This window comes from Streptomyces sp. NPDC111656, from assembly GCF_055656965.1.
In genome coordinates this window covers 223,997-237,530 of sequence record NZ_JBVKCA010000003.1, presented here as the reverse complement: position 1 = coordinate 237,530, position 13,534 = coordinate 223,997, and the positions used below count along the sequence as shown (strand labels likewise).

General features: G+C 72.3%; 13 protein-coding genes. 8 read left to right on the top strand and 5 right to left on the bottom strand.

Going from position 1 to position 13,534, the window contains the following annotated elements; genetic code table 11:
• Positions 1 to 33: 33 nt before the first annotated feature.
• A complete protein-coding gene (locus ACZ7M3_RS11435) occupies positions 34 to 1,470 on the top strand; it encodes an aldehyde dehydrogenase family protein (protein ID WP_472062560.1) in 1,437 nt (478 codons plus the stop codon).
• A 68-nt stretch (positions 1,471 to 1,538) separates the two neighbouring features.
• Here the strand turns inward: ACZ7M3_RS11435 and trxA are convergent, their stop codons facing one another.
• Positions 1,539 to 1,925: a thioredoxin gene (trxA, locus tag ACZ7M3_RS11430; protein WP_054231635.1), complete on the bottom strand. Its 387-nt coding sequence runs from the start codon at positions 1,923 to 1,925 to the stop codon at positions 1,539 to 1,541.
• 128 nt (positions 1,926 to 2,053) lie between these two features.
• Here trxA and ACZ7M3_RS11425 point away from each other — a divergent pair, with 128 nt between their 5' ends.
• Complete coding sequence (locus ACZ7M3_RS11425) at positions 2,054 to 3,487, top strand: dihydrolipoyl dehydrogenase family protein (RefSeq protein ID WP_472062558.1); 1,434 nt, start codon at positions 2,054 to 2,056, stop codon at positions 3,485 to 3,487.
• A 760-nt stretch (positions 3,488 to 4,247) separates the two neighbouring features.
• Here the strand turns inward: ACZ7M3_RS11425 and ACZ7M3_RS11420 are convergent.
• A complete protein-coding gene (locus ACZ7M3_RS11420) occupies positions 4,248 to 4,904 on the bottom strand; it encodes a peptide deformylase (protein WP_472062556.1) in 657 nt (218 codons plus the stop codon).
• Between the two features lie 285 nt (positions 4,905 to 5,189).
• Here ACZ7M3_RS11420 and ACZ7M3_RS11415 point away from each other — a divergent pair, with 285 nt between their 5' ends.
• From ACZ7M3_RS11415 to ACZ7M3_RS11395, 5 genes are all read left to right on the top strand, one after another.
• Positions 5,190 to 6,596 (top strand): PepSY-associated TM helix domain-containing protein, encoded by a 1,407-nt coding sequence (locus ACZ7M3_RS11415; RefSeq protein WP_472062554.1) that lies wholly within the window; start codon positions 5,190 to 5,192, stop codon positions 6,594 to 6,596.
• A 31-nt stretch (positions 6,597 to 6,627) separates the two neighbouring features.
• Positions 6,628 to 7,095: a BlaI/MecI/CopY family transcriptional regulator gene (locus ACZ7M3_RS11410; RefSeq protein WP_472062552.1), complete on the top strand. Its 468-nt coding sequence runs from the start codon at positions 6,628 to 6,630 to the stop codon at positions 7,093 to 7,095.
• 6 nt (positions 7,096 to 7,101) lie between these two features.
• Positions 7,102 to 8,052 carry a M56 family metallopeptidase gene (locus ACZ7M3_RS11405; protein WP_472062550.1) on the top strand — a complete coding sequence of 317 codons (951 nt, stop codon included), beginning with the start codon at positions 7,102 to 7,104 and terminating at the stop codon, positions 8,050 to 8,052.
• Between the two features lie 232 nt (positions 8,053 to 8,284).
• Positions 8,285 to 9,691, top strand: coding sequence for a hemolysin family protein (locus ACZ7M3_RS11400; RefSeq protein WP_472062548.1), 1,407 nt, complete (start codon positions 8,285 to 8,287; stop codon positions 9,689 to 9,691).
• Positions 9,688 to 10,707, top strand: a complete 1,020-nt coding sequence (locus tag ACZ7M3_RS11395; RefSeq protein ID WP_452965639.1) for a hemolysin family protein — start codon at positions 9,688 to 9,690, stop codon at positions 10,705 to 10,707. The genes ACZ7M3_RS11400 and ACZ7M3_RS11395 overlap by 4 nt, the downstream gene beginning before the upstream one ends.
• A gap of 190 nt (positions 10,708 to 10,897) precedes the next feature.
• Here ACZ7M3_RS11395 and ACZ7M3_RS11390 read toward each other — a convergent pair whose 3' ends face one another.
• The 3 genes from ACZ7M3_RS11390 to ACZ7M3_RS11380 all read right to left on the bottom strand — a co-directional run bounded on the left by ACZ7M3_RS11390 (position 10,898) and on the right by ACZ7M3_RS11380 (position 12,276).
• Positions 10,898 to 11,245: a tetratricopeptide repeat protein gene (locus ACZ7M3_RS11390; RefSeq protein WP_097223805.1), complete on the bottom strand. Its 348-nt coding sequence runs from the start codon at positions 11,243 to 11,245 to the stop codon at positions 10,898 to 10,900.
• Positions 11,246 to 11,314: 69 nt separating this feature from the next.
• Positions 11,315 to 11,755, bottom strand: coding sequence for a MarR family transcriptional regulator (locus ACZ7M3_RS11385; protein WP_472062546.1), 441 nt, complete (start codon positions 11,753 to 11,755; stop codon positions 11,315 to 11,317).
• Positions 11,756 to 11,757: 2 nt separating this feature from the next.
• Entirely contained in the window at positions 11,758 to 12,276 is a 519-nt protein-coding gene (locus ACZ7M3_RS11380; protein WP_472062544.1) for a MarR family winged helix-turn-helix transcriptional regulator, read from the bottom strand.
• A gap of 198 nt (positions 12,277 to 12,474) precedes the next feature.
• Between ACZ7M3_RS11380 and ACZ7M3_RS11375 the strand changes: the two genes are divergently transcribed.
• Positions 12,475 to 13,440 (top strand): pirin family protein, encoded by a 966-nt coding sequence (locus ACZ7M3_RS11375; protein ID WP_472062542.1) that lies wholly within the window; start codon positions 12,475 to 12,477, stop codon positions 13,438 to 13,440.
• The last annotated feature ends 94 nt before the right edge of the window (positions 13,441 to 13,534 follow it).

Sequence of the window (13,534 nt, the reverse complement as noted above, 5' to 3'; positions counted from 1 at the left end):
CGGTGGTGAACAGTGAACGATCGGAGAGCCGACATGCCGCTGCTCGACCCCAAGACCTGGCAGTCCCGCACCCTGGCGGGCGGTGAGTACGCCGTCACCGAACCCGCCACCGGCGAGACACTGGCCACGGTCACGCTCGCCGCCGCCGAGGACGTCGCCACGGCCGCGCGGGACGCCCGTGCCGCCCAGGCGGAGTGGGCGAAGGCACCGCACTTCGTGCGCGCCGCCGTGCTGCGCAGGGCCGGCGACCTGTTCGCCGCCCACGCCGACGAACTGCGCGAATGGATCGTGCGCGAGTCCGGCTCGATCCCGGGCAAGGCCGACTTCGAACTGCACGTCGCGGCCCAGGAGTGCTACGAGGCCGCCGCCCTCGCCTCCCGCCCCAGCGGCCAGATCCTCCCCTCCGAGGCGCCGCGTCTGTCCTACACCCGACGCGTCCCGGTCGGTGTGGTGGGCGTGATCTCCCCCTTCAACGCCCCGCTGATCCTCTCGATCCGCTCGGTGGCGCCGGCGCTCGCGCTCGGCAACGCCGTCGTCCTGAAGCCGGACCCGCGCACCGCCGTCTGCGGCGGACTCGCGCTCGCCGCTGTCCTCGCCGAGGCGGGGCTCCCGGAGGGCCTGCTGCACGTTCTGCCCGGCGGTCCGGAGGCGGGCCAGGCGCTGGTCGCCGACCCGAACGTACCGGTCATCTCCTTCACCGGCTCGACCGCCGCCGGGCGCGCGGTGGGCGAGGCGGCGGGCCGCCTCCTCAAGCGCGCCCACCTGGAGTTGGGCGGCAACTCGGCGCTGATCGTCCTGGAGGACGCCGACATCGACGCGGTGATCTCCACGGCCGCGTGGGGCTCGTTCTTCCACCAGGGCCAGATCTGCATGACGACGGGCCGCCACCTCGTCCACGCCTCCCTCTACGAGGAGTACGTCGAGCGGCTCGCCGCCAAGGCCGACTCGCTCGCCGTCGGCGACCCGCACCGTGCGCAGGTGCACCTCGGGCCCATCATCGACAGCGCCCAACTCGCCAAGATCCAGGGGCTGGTGGAGTCCAGCACGGCGCGCGGCGCGAAGCTCGCGGCCGGCGGCACGCACGAGAGGCTCTTCTACCGTCCGACGGTCCTCGCGGGAGTCGACGACGCCACACCCGCCTACGCCGAGGAGGTCTTCGGCCCGGTGGCGCCCGTACGGTCGTTCGCGGACGCCGACGAGGCCGCGGCCCTCGCCGCCGCCGGACCCTACGGCCTGTCACTGGGTATCGTCACCCGGGACACCGCGCGCGGCCTGGACCTGGCCGAGCGCATCCCGACCGGAATCGCCCACATCAACGACCAGACCGTCAACGACGAAGCCGTGGCCCCCTTCGGCGGGATCGCCGCCTCCGGCACCGGCGCCCGCTTCGGCGGTGAGGCCAACCTGGAGGCCTTCACCGACGTGCGCTGGACGACGGTGCGCGGAGATGTGGCGCCTTACCCGTTCTGAGGGAAGGGTGGTGCGGGGCTTACCCGCCCGCGGTCCGGTGGACCTGTTCGCCGTGCGGCCCCGTGGAGCTACTCGCCCTGCGGAGCCTGCTTGGCCTGCTGCTCCGCGATGGACTTGCGGACCTCGTCCATGTCCAGCTTCCGGGCCTGTCCGATGACGTCCGTCAGGGCGGCCTCGGGCAGCGCCCCGGGCTGGGCGAAGATCGCGACCTGGTCGCGGACGATCATCAGCGTCGGGATCGACTGGATGTCGAAGGCGGCGGCCAGCTCGGGCTGCGCCTCCGTGTCGACCTTCGCGAACACCAGGTCCGGGTTGGCCTCCGCGGCCTTCTCGTAGACCGGGGCGAACTGACGGCACGGCCCGCACCAGGAGGCCCAGAAGTCGATCAGGACGAACTCGTTGTCCGTGACCGTCTGGTCGAAGTTCTCCTTGGTCAGCTCCATCGTGCTGCTCATGGCGTGACTACCTCTTCCTGATGTCGGGCCTCGGGGCGAAGCCGGTGTGCACAACGCCACCCCTGGGCGGCGTATTCCGCGCACGTACCCGTGTGGCCTCCGAGCACACCAACAACCAGACTGTGCCCATGACGGAAACGGAATCCATCGTGTACGACGTCGTGGTGCTCGGGGCCGGGCCCGTGGGGGAGAACGTCGCCGACCGCGCCCGCGCGGCCGGCCTCTCCACCGCGGTCGTGGAGAGCGAACTGGTCGGCGGTGAGTGCTCGTACTGGGCCTGCATGCCCAGCAAGGCTCTCCTGCGCCCGGTCATCGCCCGCGCCGACGCCCGCCACGTACCCGGCCTCAGCCAGGCGGTGCAGGGCCCCCTCGACGTCCCCGCGGTCCTCGCTCACCGCGACTACTACACCTCCCAATGGAAGGACGACGGACAGGTCGGCTGGCTGGACGGCATCGGCGCCGTCCTGTATCGCGGACACGGGCGCCTGGCCGGGCCGCGCAAGGTGACCGTCGACGGGCCCGACGGCGAGCGGCAGGTGCTCACGGCCCGGCACGCGGTCGCCGTCTGCACCGGCACCCGCGCCCTGCTCCCCGACCTGCCGGGGCTCGACCAGGTCCGGCCCTGGACCAGCCGTGAGGCCACCAGCGCGCACGAGGTGCCGGGCCGGCTCATCGTGGTGGGCGGCGGTGTCGTCGCCGTCGAGATGGCCACGGCCTGGCAGGCGTTCGGCTCCCAGGTCACCGTCCTCGTCCGCGGCAAGGGACTGCTGCCCCGCATGGAGCCCTTCGCCGGCGAGCTGGTCGCCGAGTCGCTGAAGGAGGCGGGCGCCGACGTCCGCACCGGCACCTCGGTGACCGCGGTGACACGCGAGGGCTCCACCGTGGTGGCCCTCACCGACACCGGTGACCGCATCGAGGCCGACGAGATCCTCTTCGCCACCGGGCGTGTGCCCCGCACCGACGACCTCGGCCTCGACACGATCGGCCTCGAGCCGGGCTCCTGGCTCGACGTCGACGACAGCCTGCGGGTCACCAGCAGTGACTGGCTGTACGCGGTCGGCGACGTGAACCACCGCGCGCTCCTCACCCACCAGGGCAAGTACCAGGCCCGGATCGCGGGCGCCGCCATCGCCGCCCGTGCCGCCGGGGTGCCCCTCCTGGAGACCGATCCCTGGGGCGCGCACTCGGCGACCGCCGACCACGGGGCCGTACCCCAGGTCGTCTTCACCGACCCGGAGGCCGCGGCCGTCGGCCTCTCCCTCGCCGAGGCCGAGCGCGCGGGCCTGCGCGTCCGTGCCGTCGACGTCGACATGTCCTCCGTGGCGGGCGCGGGCCTGTACGCGGACGGCTACCGCGGCAAGGCCCGCATGGTCGTCGACATCAACCGCGAGATCCTGGTGGGCCTCACCCTGGTCGGCCCCGGCGTGGGCGAACTCATCCACTCGGCGACGATCGCCATCGCGGGCGAGGTCCCGATCAGCCGCCTGTGGCACGCGGTTCCGTCGTACCCGACGGTGAGCGAGGTGTGGCTGCGGCTGCTGGAGATGTACCGGGACGCGTAGCCGACGCCGGTCGTTCGGGTACGGCCGCCCGAGATCGACGGGCCAGGAACGGCGGTTGGCACGTCGGCGGCTGGAGCGCCGCGGGCGTGGGCCCCGGCCTTCCGGGACCGACCGGCCGGATTCACCCGTTCGGCGTCCGCCACTTGGGTTCTGGCGGCGCTCGAGTTGCGGCGGTGGCCTTGGGGTTCGTCGATTCGGGGTTCGACCGCGTTGGGGGGCGGCCGTCCGGGATCGGAGGGCTGGACCTGGTCGTTGGGGCGGCTGGGGCATGGCGGAGGTTCGGGTCCCCGGCGGCTTCGGGTGCGGCCGGCTGAGGTTGACCGGCTGGGGCGGCCGTTCCTGCCTGGGCGGTTCGGCCCCGGGTATGGGGCTTCGGGAACCTGGGATCGATGGGCCGACGGCAGCCGTCCGAGCCTCGGCGGCGCCGGGCCCGGGCCGACCGAGGCGGCGCGGCTGAGGCCGACGGGTCCGGCCGTTCGGGGCCCGGACCGGTGTCGTTCGGGCTCCGGGTCGGTGTCGTTCGGGCTCCGGGTTCGTTCGGGCCCGGGCCTTCCGGGGCAGGCAGTCGATGTCCCGACCGGCTGCGTCATCCGGCCCTGGCCCTGGCCCCGGCCCTGCCGCCCGGCCTGGCGCCCGGCCCGGAGAGCGTCCCGTCTCAGGCAGGTCGGTCGCGCCCGGACCGTCGGGGCCGCCCGCAAGGCGGCACCCGTCACTCCCGCCGCCGGACACCCGTCGCCCCAGGGTCCCGCGGCGCGCGCCCTCAGTCGGGCAGGGCGAAGCCCAGTGCGGCGGCGGCCTCCGCAGGAGTCGGCTGCGTCCAGCGATCGGCCATCGCCTGGTTGGAGGACAGCGAGCGCAACTCGGCACGGTCGAGGTAGAGCATGCCGTCCAGGTGATCCGTCTCGTGCTGGACGATCCGCGCGGGCCACCCCGTGAACACCTCGTCGATCGCTCGGCCCCGCTCGTCCAGGGCCGTCAGCCGCACCTCGGCGTGCCGGGCCACGACGGCCTGCCACCCCGGCACGCTCAGACACCCTTCGTAGAACACGGCCCGCCCCGCGCCCACCCCCTCGTACGACGGATTCACCAGCGCCCGGAACGGCTGCGGCACCCGCCCGCGCACCACCCGCACCTCCTCGGAGACCGGCGCCGGATCCTCGATGACCGCGATCCGCAGGGGCACGCCGACCTGTGGTGCCGCGAGGCCGACGCCCGGCGCCGCGTGCATGGTGGCGCGCAGGGCGGCGACGAAGCGGGTCAGGAGCCCCGGGTCGAGCTGGCCGGCGAAGGGCTCGGCGGGGCGGCGCAGCACCGGGTGCCCGGCGGCGACGATGGGCAACGGGCCTTCATGGTCGAGGAGTTCCTCGACCAGCTCGCTCAGGGGGCGGGAGGCGCTGGGGTCACGTTCGGATGCCATCGCGCCAGGATGCCAAGACCGATCGCGTCAAGCGAGGCGGCGCCAGGGGCGTCTGCCGGGTCTCCACGCGCCTCTCTGTGTGACTCAGACCACGTGGCGCCCCGGGAACTCGACGACTCCGCGACCCGACTTCTGGACCACCACGGACCACTCCGGGCCGGGGGGCCAACTCCCCGGCCCACGGCCCGAGTCCATCCCTGTCCCCTCCTCGTCCCGTCCCCGTCTCCACTCCTCTCCCCGCTTCTGTCCGCATTCCCATCACCGTCCGACCGGAGAAGCCCGCCCATGTCCACCGCTCCCACGACCACGACGGACGAGTCCCCCGAACCCGTCGCCCCGGCCCCCACCAGAAAGGCGGCCCTGCGCCCCCTGATCCTGCGCCTGCACTTCTACGCGGGAATACTCGTCGCCCCGTTCCTGCTGGTCGCGGCCCTGACCGGCTTCCTGTACGCCGCCTCGTACCAGGCCGAGAAGATCGTGTACGCGCATGAAATGACCGTCCCGGTGGGCGACGAAAAGCTGCCGCTGTCCCAGCAGGTGGCCGCCGCCCACAAGGCCCACCCGCAGGGCGCGGTCTCCGCCGTACGACCGTCGCCGGAGGCGGACGCGACGACCAGGGTGCTGCTCTCCGGCGTCCCCGGCGTCGGCGAGGGGCACACGCTCGCGGTGTTCGTCGACCCGTACACCGCGAAGGTGCGCGGATCGCTGGAGCAGTACGGCTCCACCGGCGCGCTCCCGCTGCGCACCTGGATCGACGAACTCCACCGTGACCTGCACCTCGGCGAGAACGGCCGCCTCTACAGCGAACTCGCCGCGAGCTGGCTGTGGGTCATCGCGGCCGGCGGGTTGGTGCTGTGGTTCGGCCGACGGCGAGCCCAGCGCAAGCTGCGGGGCACGTCCGGGCGCCGTCGCACCCTCGGGCTGCACGGCACCGTCGGTGTGTGGGCGGCGGCCGGGTTCTTCTTCCTGTCGGCGACCGGACTCACCTGGTCGACCTACGCCGGCGCCAACATCGACGAACTCAGGACCTCACTCGGCCAGGCGACCCCCTCGGTGTCCGCGTCGGTGGCGGCCGGCGGCGAGCACGCGGGTCACACCGGCTCCGGGTCCGGCGGCACCACGGCCTCGTCCACGCCCCAGGGCCTCGACAAGATCCTCGCGGCCGCCCGCGCCGAGGGTCTCGGCGACCCCGTCGAGATCGTCGTACCCGCCGACGCCTCCACCGCGTACGTGGTCAAGCAGGTCCAGCGCAGCTGGCCCGAGAAGCAGGACTCCGTCGCCGTGGACCCGACGACGGGCAAGGTCACCGACGAACTCCACTTCGCCGACTACCCGCTGCTCGCCAAACTGACGCGCTGGGGCATCGACGCCCACAGCGGTGTCCTCTTCGGCCTCGTCAACCAGATCGCCCTGATGGCCCTCGCGCTCTGCCTGGTCCTGCTGATCGTGTGGGGCTATCGCATGTGGTGGCAGCGCGGCCGTGCCTCCGCGTTCGGCCGCCCCATCCCGCGCGGCGCCTGGCAGCAGGTCCCGCCGCAGATCCTTGTCCCGCTCATGGCGGCCGTCGCCGTGCTCGGCTACTTCGTCCCGCTGCTCGGCATCCCGCTCGCGGTGTTCGTCGCCGTGGACGTCGTCCTCGGCGAGATCGCGTACCGCCGTGGCAAGCGCACCCAGGGAGGCCAGGTAGCGTGATCGGGTAGGGGAACGCCGGAGGGAGACGGACATGGCGCAGCGCGACCGCGAGGACCCGCACCGGCCTTCCAGGCGCCGCGGGCAGGGCGAGTTGGAGAGCCAGGTGCTCGGCGCGCTGCGCGAGGCGCAGGCCCCGGTGACCGCCGCCTGGGTGCAGGAAAGACTCGGCGGCGGCCTCGCCTACACCACGGTCGTCACCATCCTGACCCGGCTGCTCGCCAAGGACGCGGTGGCCCGCGAACGACGCGGACGCTCCTTCGTGTGGCGGCCCACCGCCGACGTCGCGGGCCTGGCCGCGCTCAAGATGCGCCGGCTCCTCGACGGCGAGAGCGACCGCGAGGCCGTCCTCGCCAGCTTCGTCACCGCGCTGCCGCCGGACGACGAACAGGTCCTGCGCGCGCTCCTGGAGACGGCCCATGCGACGGACGGGGCCGATGTCGCGGGAGGGGCCGACGGGGTGGGCGGGGCCGACGGGTTGCCCGACGGTACGGAAGACTGACGTCTCATGGGGGTCTTCGTCTTTCTGCCGCTCGTCCTGCCACTCAGCGCCTGGCCGGTGGCACGCCTCGCCGAACTGCATCTGCATCCGCGTACGGCCACCCGGCTGCTGACGGCGGTCGCCACCGTCATGGCCCTGTGCAGCACACTCTGCCTGGCCCTGCTGATGGTCGTCGGGACCGCGCAGCTGCCCGGCAACCCGCTTCCGGACGGCTGGTCCGACGCGGAGGTCCGTGCGGCCGTCCCGTACGACGAGATCGCGGGCAAGGCGGCGATCCCGGCCCTGGTCCTGGTCCTCGCGGTCTGCGGGCGCACCCTGTGGCGCCACCACCGGGTCGTCCGGCGCGCGCGGCGGGCGCTCGCCGCGCTGCCCAGCCGTGGCGTGGTCGTCCTCCCTGAGGAGAAGCCCTACGCCTACGCTCTGCCCGGCGGACACCGCGGCCGCGTGGTGGTCACCACGGCTCTGCTGCGCGGCCTCACCTCGCCCGAGCGACGTGCCCTGTTCGCGCACGAGCGGGCCCACCTGACGGCCGCTCACCACCGCCACCTGCTCGCCGTACGACTCGCGGCGCGCGCCAATCCGTTCCTGCGGCCGCTGCGTACGACCGTCGTCTACACCACGGAGCGGTGGGCGGACGAGGACGCGGCCCGGACGGTCGGCAACCGCACGGTGGTGGCGCGGGCGATCGGCAAGGCGGCCCTGTTGTCGGGCGGGGGCCCGGTGCCGGGGTTCGCCACGTTCACCGGCCTCGCCGGATTCGCGTCCGCGGGTCCTGTGCCGCGCCGGGTCGCCGCCCTGCTGCGCCCCGCGCCGGCGGCCCGCAGCTGGCCGTCCGTGTTCACGTCCGTGGGGCTGGCCGCCTGGGGCGCCGCGGTCGGCACGCTCGTCTCCGCGATGTCGTCGGCGAACTCGGCCGTGACGATGGTCCTGATCCTCCGCGCGGCCACGCCGCTGTAGCTCCGCCACCACTCCTCAGTCGCTCCGCCACCACTCCTCGGGGTTCCTACAGCCGTGTAGAAAGAACTTCGGTGGCATGGGAACTCGTTTGCGAACAGCATCGTTTCCCAGGGACAGACCGACTCCGGAGGAGCGCTTCCTTGTCCGCCAGACCGACGGACCCCCCGGGACACAGTCCCGAACCACCCCGCCTGATTTCTCTTGATCGCGGCACACAGTGGGGTGGTGTTCGATGAGTGCCGCACTCGGCCTGTCGGCCGTGCTCGTCCTGACCGCCGGCACCGGCTATTTCGTCGCCCAGGAGTTCGCGTACGTCGCCGCCGACCGCCTCGCGCTCGCGCGGGAAGCGGCAGCGGGCGACCGACGGGCCACCCGCGCCCTGAAGGTGCTGGAGCGGCTGTCCTTCATGCTGTCGGGCGCCCAGCTCGGGATCACCGTGACCGGTCTGGTCGTCGGCTTCCTCGCCGAGCCGTCCGTGTCCGCCCTGCTCGAGCCCGCCCTCACCGGGATCGGCATCCCGGACGGCGCGGTCACCGGCATCTCGGTGGTGCTGGCCTTCGTGTTCGCGACCGTGCTCCAGATGGTGCTGGGCGAACTGGCCCCCAAGAACCTGGCCCTGGCCGTCCCGGAGCGCCTCGCGAAGGCCCTGGCGGGCTCCACGCTCGCGTATCTGAAGGTCGTCGGCCCGGTCGTACGGCTTTTCGACGGCGCCGCCAACAAGCTGCTGCGCAAGGTCGGCATCGAGCCCGTCGAGGAACTCCATCACGGCGCGACCCTCGAGGAACTCGGCCACCTCATCGGCGAGTCGCACGAGCACGGGCAGTTGCCGCGCGAAACCGCCGAGCTCCTCGACCACGCCCTGGAGTTCTCCGACCGCACCCTCGACGAGGTGATGGTGCCGCGCGCCGACGCCGTCTTCGTCCGCAAGGACGCGACAGCCACGGAGGCCGTCCAGCTGATCGCAAAGTACGGACACTCGAACTACCCCGTCCTCGGCGACCACCCGGACGACATCACCGCCGTCCTGGGCGTACGCGAGCTGATGCGGCTGCCCGCCGACCGGCTCACCCGCACGACGGCCGGCGCGCTCGGCCGCGCACCGCTGCTGCTGCCCGACACCTTGCCGCTGCCCGAGGCCGTGGCACAGATGCGGGCCCACGACGACGAGTTCGCCGTCGTCCTCGACGAGCACGGGGGCGTGGCGGGCGTCGTCACCTACGAGGACATCGCCGAGGAACTCGTAGGCGACATCGCGGACGAGACCGACACCGTCAAGGAGATCGCGGTCGCCGACGGCGAGGGCTGGCTCGTCGACGCCGGCCGCCGACTGGACGAGGTCGCCGAGGCGACCGGCATCGACCTGCCCGAGGAGGACGACTACGACACGGTGGCGAGGCTGATCGTCGACCGCCTCGGCCGCTTCCCCGCCATCGCGGACCGCGTCAACGTCGAACTGTCCGACGGAGGCCGCGTCTCGATCGACGTACAGGCACTGGACCGCCACGTACCGGAACGGGTCCGCCTGGAACGCCTGCCGGCGACGGACCGCACGGACCGTACGGACGGCCTGGACGGTGTGGGCGGCACGGACCGTGTCCACCCTGTCCACCGTGTGGACGGTGCGGAGGAGCAGGCATGAGTTTCTCGATGGCGCTCTTCGTGACCGTACTGCTGCTGATCGGCAGCGGGTTCTTCGTGGCCGCCGAGTTCGCGTTGGTCGCCGCCAAGCGGCACCGGCTGGAACAGGCCGCCGCGGCCGGGCAACGCGGTGCCAGGGCCGCGCTGGCCGGAATGCGCGAGTTGTCACTGATGCTCGCGGGCGCCCAACTGGGCATCACCGTGTGCACGCTGGGCCTGGGCTCGGTGTCCAAGCCCGCGATCTCGCACGAACTCGACCCGTTGCTCCACAGGGCGGGCCTGCCCGGCGGCCTGAGCTACGGCGTGTCCTTCGCGCTCGCGATGTTCGTCGTCGTCTTCCTGCACATGGTGGTCGGCGAGATGGCCCCCAAGTCCTGGGCCATCGCGCACCCCGAGCGTTCCGCCATGCTGCTCACGCCGCCCTTCCGGGCCCTGACCCGGGCGGTGCGTCCGTTGATCGTGGGGCTGAACAAGGTGAGCAACGCGCTGGTCCGGCTCTGCCGGGTCGCTCCGCGCGACGAACTGGCCTCGGTCCACAACCGCGAGCAACTCACCCACCTCGTCCAGGAGTCGGAGCGGCTCGGGCTGATCAGCAAGGAGGACTCCGAGCTGATCACCAGCTCCCTGACCGCACCGCAGCACCCGGTCGGGGACCTCCAGATCCCGGCCGACCGGATCACCTCGGTCCCCGCCGACGCGGCGATCGACGCCGTACTGGGCGTCGCCGGGGACAGCGACCGCACCCGCCTGCTGGTCCGCGACGGCGTCACGGTTCTCGGCTCGGTGCACGCCCGTGACGCCCTGGTCGCCCGCGCGCAGGGCCGGGCCGCGGTCGCCCGCGACCTGGCCCGCCCCGTCCCGGAGCTGTCACCGCACGACACGGTCGCCCACGCCGTCGAACAGCTCCGCCTGCACCGCGCCTCCCTCGCCGTCGTACGCGACGACACGGGGCGGCTGACCGGCCTGGTCAGCCTGGACGACCTGCTGGCCCGGCTGATGGAGCCGCGCGCGGCGTGACACGGCAGAGGCCGGGTGCCGTGGCCGTGGCCGGTCACCTCGGTGACCGGCCACGGCGCTCCGGCACCCGGCCTCTTCGTCCTGCTCCCGGGGACGTTCACGTCCTCGGGCGACGTTCATGCCTTCGGGCGACGTGCACGTCCTCGGCGGGCGGTCGCACCCCCAGGGATGGTCGCACCCGCAAGGGCGGTCACACCTGCTCGAAGTCACCCGCGAGCGCGGAGGCGATGCGCAGGTGCGACTCGGCCTCGTCGTGACGCCCCTGGCGCTGGAGCGTGCGCCCCAGCATCAGCCGGGCGTAGTGCTCCACCGGGTCACGCTCGACGAGCGTGCGCAACTCGGTCTCAGCGCGGTGCAGTTGGGCCGAGTGATAGTACGCGCGGGCCAGCAGCAGCCGCGGTCCGGTCTGCTCCGGCACCTCGTCCACAAGGCCGCCCAGAACGCGCGCCGCACCGGCGTAGTCCTTGGCGTCGAAGAACAGCTGCGCCCGCTCCCAGCGCTCCGCGGCCGTCCCCTGGTCGTAGTACTTCGTGTCCACTGCTGACCTCCTTCGAGTGCCAGAACCTCACCTGATGGTTGAATATTCCACCACCTCGGCCCGTGGGCGTCACCCGCCGGCCAGCTCCGCGTTGGCCCGCTCCGTCACCAGGGTCAGCACGCGCCCTACCGTCGCCAGGTCCTCGGCCGGGATGCCCGCGTACAGCCGGGCCGCGATCTCGTTCCCGGCCGTGCGGATCTCCTCGAACACCTCACGGCCGTGCTCGGTGAGCGACACCAGCGAGGTGTCCGTCTCCGTCAGCAGCTTGAGGGCCGTCATCTCCGTGACGGCCTCCTCGGCCACCGACTCCTCGATCTTCAGTGTCCCGGTCAGCCGCTCCACGAGCCGGTCGCGCTCGACGGTGCCGCCCTGGTCCGAGACGGCCCGCAGGGCCACCGACTGGTTGAAGCTGCTTCCGATGCGCGCCAGCGCGGCTTCCAGGGCCGCGCGGCTCGCGTAGTGGGCCAGTCCGACGACCTGGCCGCCGACCGGGGGGGTGGGAATGCTCATGACTACTCCTCGTCAGAATGTGAATCGAGATGTGTGTCGAGAGATGCATCGATCGGTGCATCGATCGGTGCATCGAGCGGTACGTCGAGCAGGGTCGCCAGCTCGCGGCTGAACGCCTTCGTGCGCTCGCCGCCGAGCCCGCCGAGTGGTTCGAGGAGCTGCTCCAGCAGCCCCTGGACCACCCCTGTCGCGCGCCGTGCGACCACGCGTCCGTCCTCCGTGAGCGACAGCCGGATCGCACGTGGATCGGCGGGATCCCGCGTCCGGTCGACGACACCGGCCGCCTCCAGAGCGCGGGCCAGCTTCGAGACGTAGAGCGGTTCGAGTCCGGTGTGATCGGCGAGCTGACGCTGGCTCGGCCGCTGCCCGGCCCTGTGCATCCCGTACAGCGACGCGACCAGCGAGTACTGGGCGTGGGTCAGGCCCAGTGGCGCGACCGCCCGATCGACGGCCACGCGCCACTTCGTGGACAGGCGCCAGACGAGAAAGCCGGGGGTCGCGTGCGCGGATGTCGAACTCATGAGAAAAACCATACATGGCTACTATGTCCATGGCTACTATTTTCGGCTGTCCCCGACCAACGCCCTACCGACCTCCGCCCGTAGCCCTAGGACCGCACCGACTCCGGCCCACGTACCCCCGTCCGGGGGAGTCCGCGGGAGCCCGGGGGAGGGAGGACGGCCTGACGGACGGTCCCCGACGGGGCTAGGTTGTGGCCCATGAGCAATCTTGATCGCGAGGCAGTTCCCGCGCTGTGCGGTGGCCGCGGTTTCGTGGTGGCCGAGCCGGTGCGTGAACTCCTCAGTCCCCGTCGGGTCAAGCTCGGCGAGTCCACCGAAGTCCGCCGCCTGCTGCCCAACTTGGGCCGCCGCATGATCGGCGCGTGGTGCTTCGTCGATCACTACGGGCCCGACGACATCTCCGACGAGCCCGGTATGCAGGTCCCGCCGCACCCGCACATGGGACTCCAGACCGTCAGCTGGCTCCACGAGGGCGAGGTGCTGCACCGCGACTCCACGGGCAGCCTGCAGACGATCCGCCCGCGCGAACTGGGCCTCATGACGTCCGGAAGGGCCATCAGCCACTCCGAGGAGAGCCCCAAGTCGCACGCCCGCTTCCTGCACGGCGCGCAACTGTGGGTCGCCCTCCCCGACAGCCACCGCCACACCGACCCGCGCTTCGAGCACCACGCCGAGCTGCCGCTCGTCACGGCCGCCGGCCTCAAGGCCACGCTCATCCTGGGTACCGTCGACGGCATGACCTCGCCCGGCACGACGTACACCCCGATCGTCGGCGCCGACCTGTCCCTCGCGAGCGGCACCGACGTACGACTGCCGCTGGAGCCCGACTTCGAGTACGCCGTTCTGTCCATGTCCGGCGAGGCGCACGTCGACGGCGTGCCGGTGCTCCCGGGCTCCATGCTCTACCTCGGCTGCGGTCGCACCGAACTGCCCCTGCGCGCAGAGTCGGACGCGTCCCTCATGCTCCTGGGCGGCGAGCCGTTCGAGGAGGAGTTGGTCATGTGGTGGAACTTCATCGGACGGTCCACCGACGATATCGCACAGGCCCGTTCGGACTGGATGACGGGCTCCCGATTCGGTGAGGTGGTGGGGTACGACGGGGTCCCACTGCGCGCTCCCGAACTCCCGCCTGTACCACTGAAACCGCGCGGAAGGGTGCGCTGAACTGGGGTTCCAGCTCTAGTGCAGGCCTCTCGCGGGACGCGGCTGTCCCCGCTCGACACCCCGTTTCCCCGAGAGGTCGATCGCTCCTGCGAAG

Coding starts and splice junctions, on each gene's coding strand:
- ACZ7M3_RS11435 (WP_472062560.1), top strand. CDS start 34: ATGCCGCTGCTCGACCCCAAGACCTGGCAGTCCCGCACCCTGGCGGGC.
- trxA (WP_054231635.1), bottom strand. CDS start 1,925: ATGAGCAGCACGATGGAGCTGACCAAGGAGAACTTCGACCAGACGGTC.
- ACZ7M3_RS11425 (WP_472062558.1), top strand. CDS start 2,054: ATGACGGAAACGGAATCCATCGTGTACGACGTCGTGGTGCTCGGGGCC.
- ACZ7M3_RS11420 (WP_472062556.1), bottom strand. CDS start 4,904: ATGGCATCCGAACGTGACCCCAGCGCCTCCCGCCCCCTGAGCGAGCTG.
- ACZ7M3_RS11415 (WP_472062554.1), top strand. CDS start 5,190: ATGTCCACCGCTCCCACGACCACGACGGACGAGTCCCCCGAACCCGTC.
- ACZ7M3_RS11410 (WP_472062552.1), top strand. CDS start 6,628: ATGGCGCAGCGCGACCGCGAGGACCCGCACCGGCCTTCCAGGCGCCGC.
- ACZ7M3_RS11405 (WP_472062550.1), top strand. CDS start 7,102: ATGGGGGTCTTCGTCTTTCTGCCGCTCGTCCTGCCACTCAGCGCCTGG.
- ACZ7M3_RS11400 (WP_472062548.1), top strand. CDS start 8,285: ATGAGTGCCGCACTCGGCCTGTCGGCCGTGCTCGTCCTGACCGCCGGC.
- ACZ7M3_RS11395 (WP_452965639.1), top strand. CDS start 9,688: ATGAGTTTCTCGATGGCGCTCTTCGTGACCGTACTGCTGCTGATCGGC.
- ACZ7M3_RS11385 (WP_472062546.1), bottom strand. CDS start 11,755: ATGAGCATTCCCACCCCCCCGGTCGGCGGCCAGGTCGTCGGACTGGCC.
- ACZ7M3_RS11380 (WP_472062544.1), bottom strand. CDS start 12,276: ATGAGTTCGACATCCGCGCACGCGACCCCCGGCTTTCTCGTCTGGCGC.
- ACZ7M3_RS11375 (WP_472062542.1), top strand. CDS start 12,475: ATGAGCAATCTTGATCGCGAGGCAGTTCCCGCGCTGTGCGGTGGCCGC.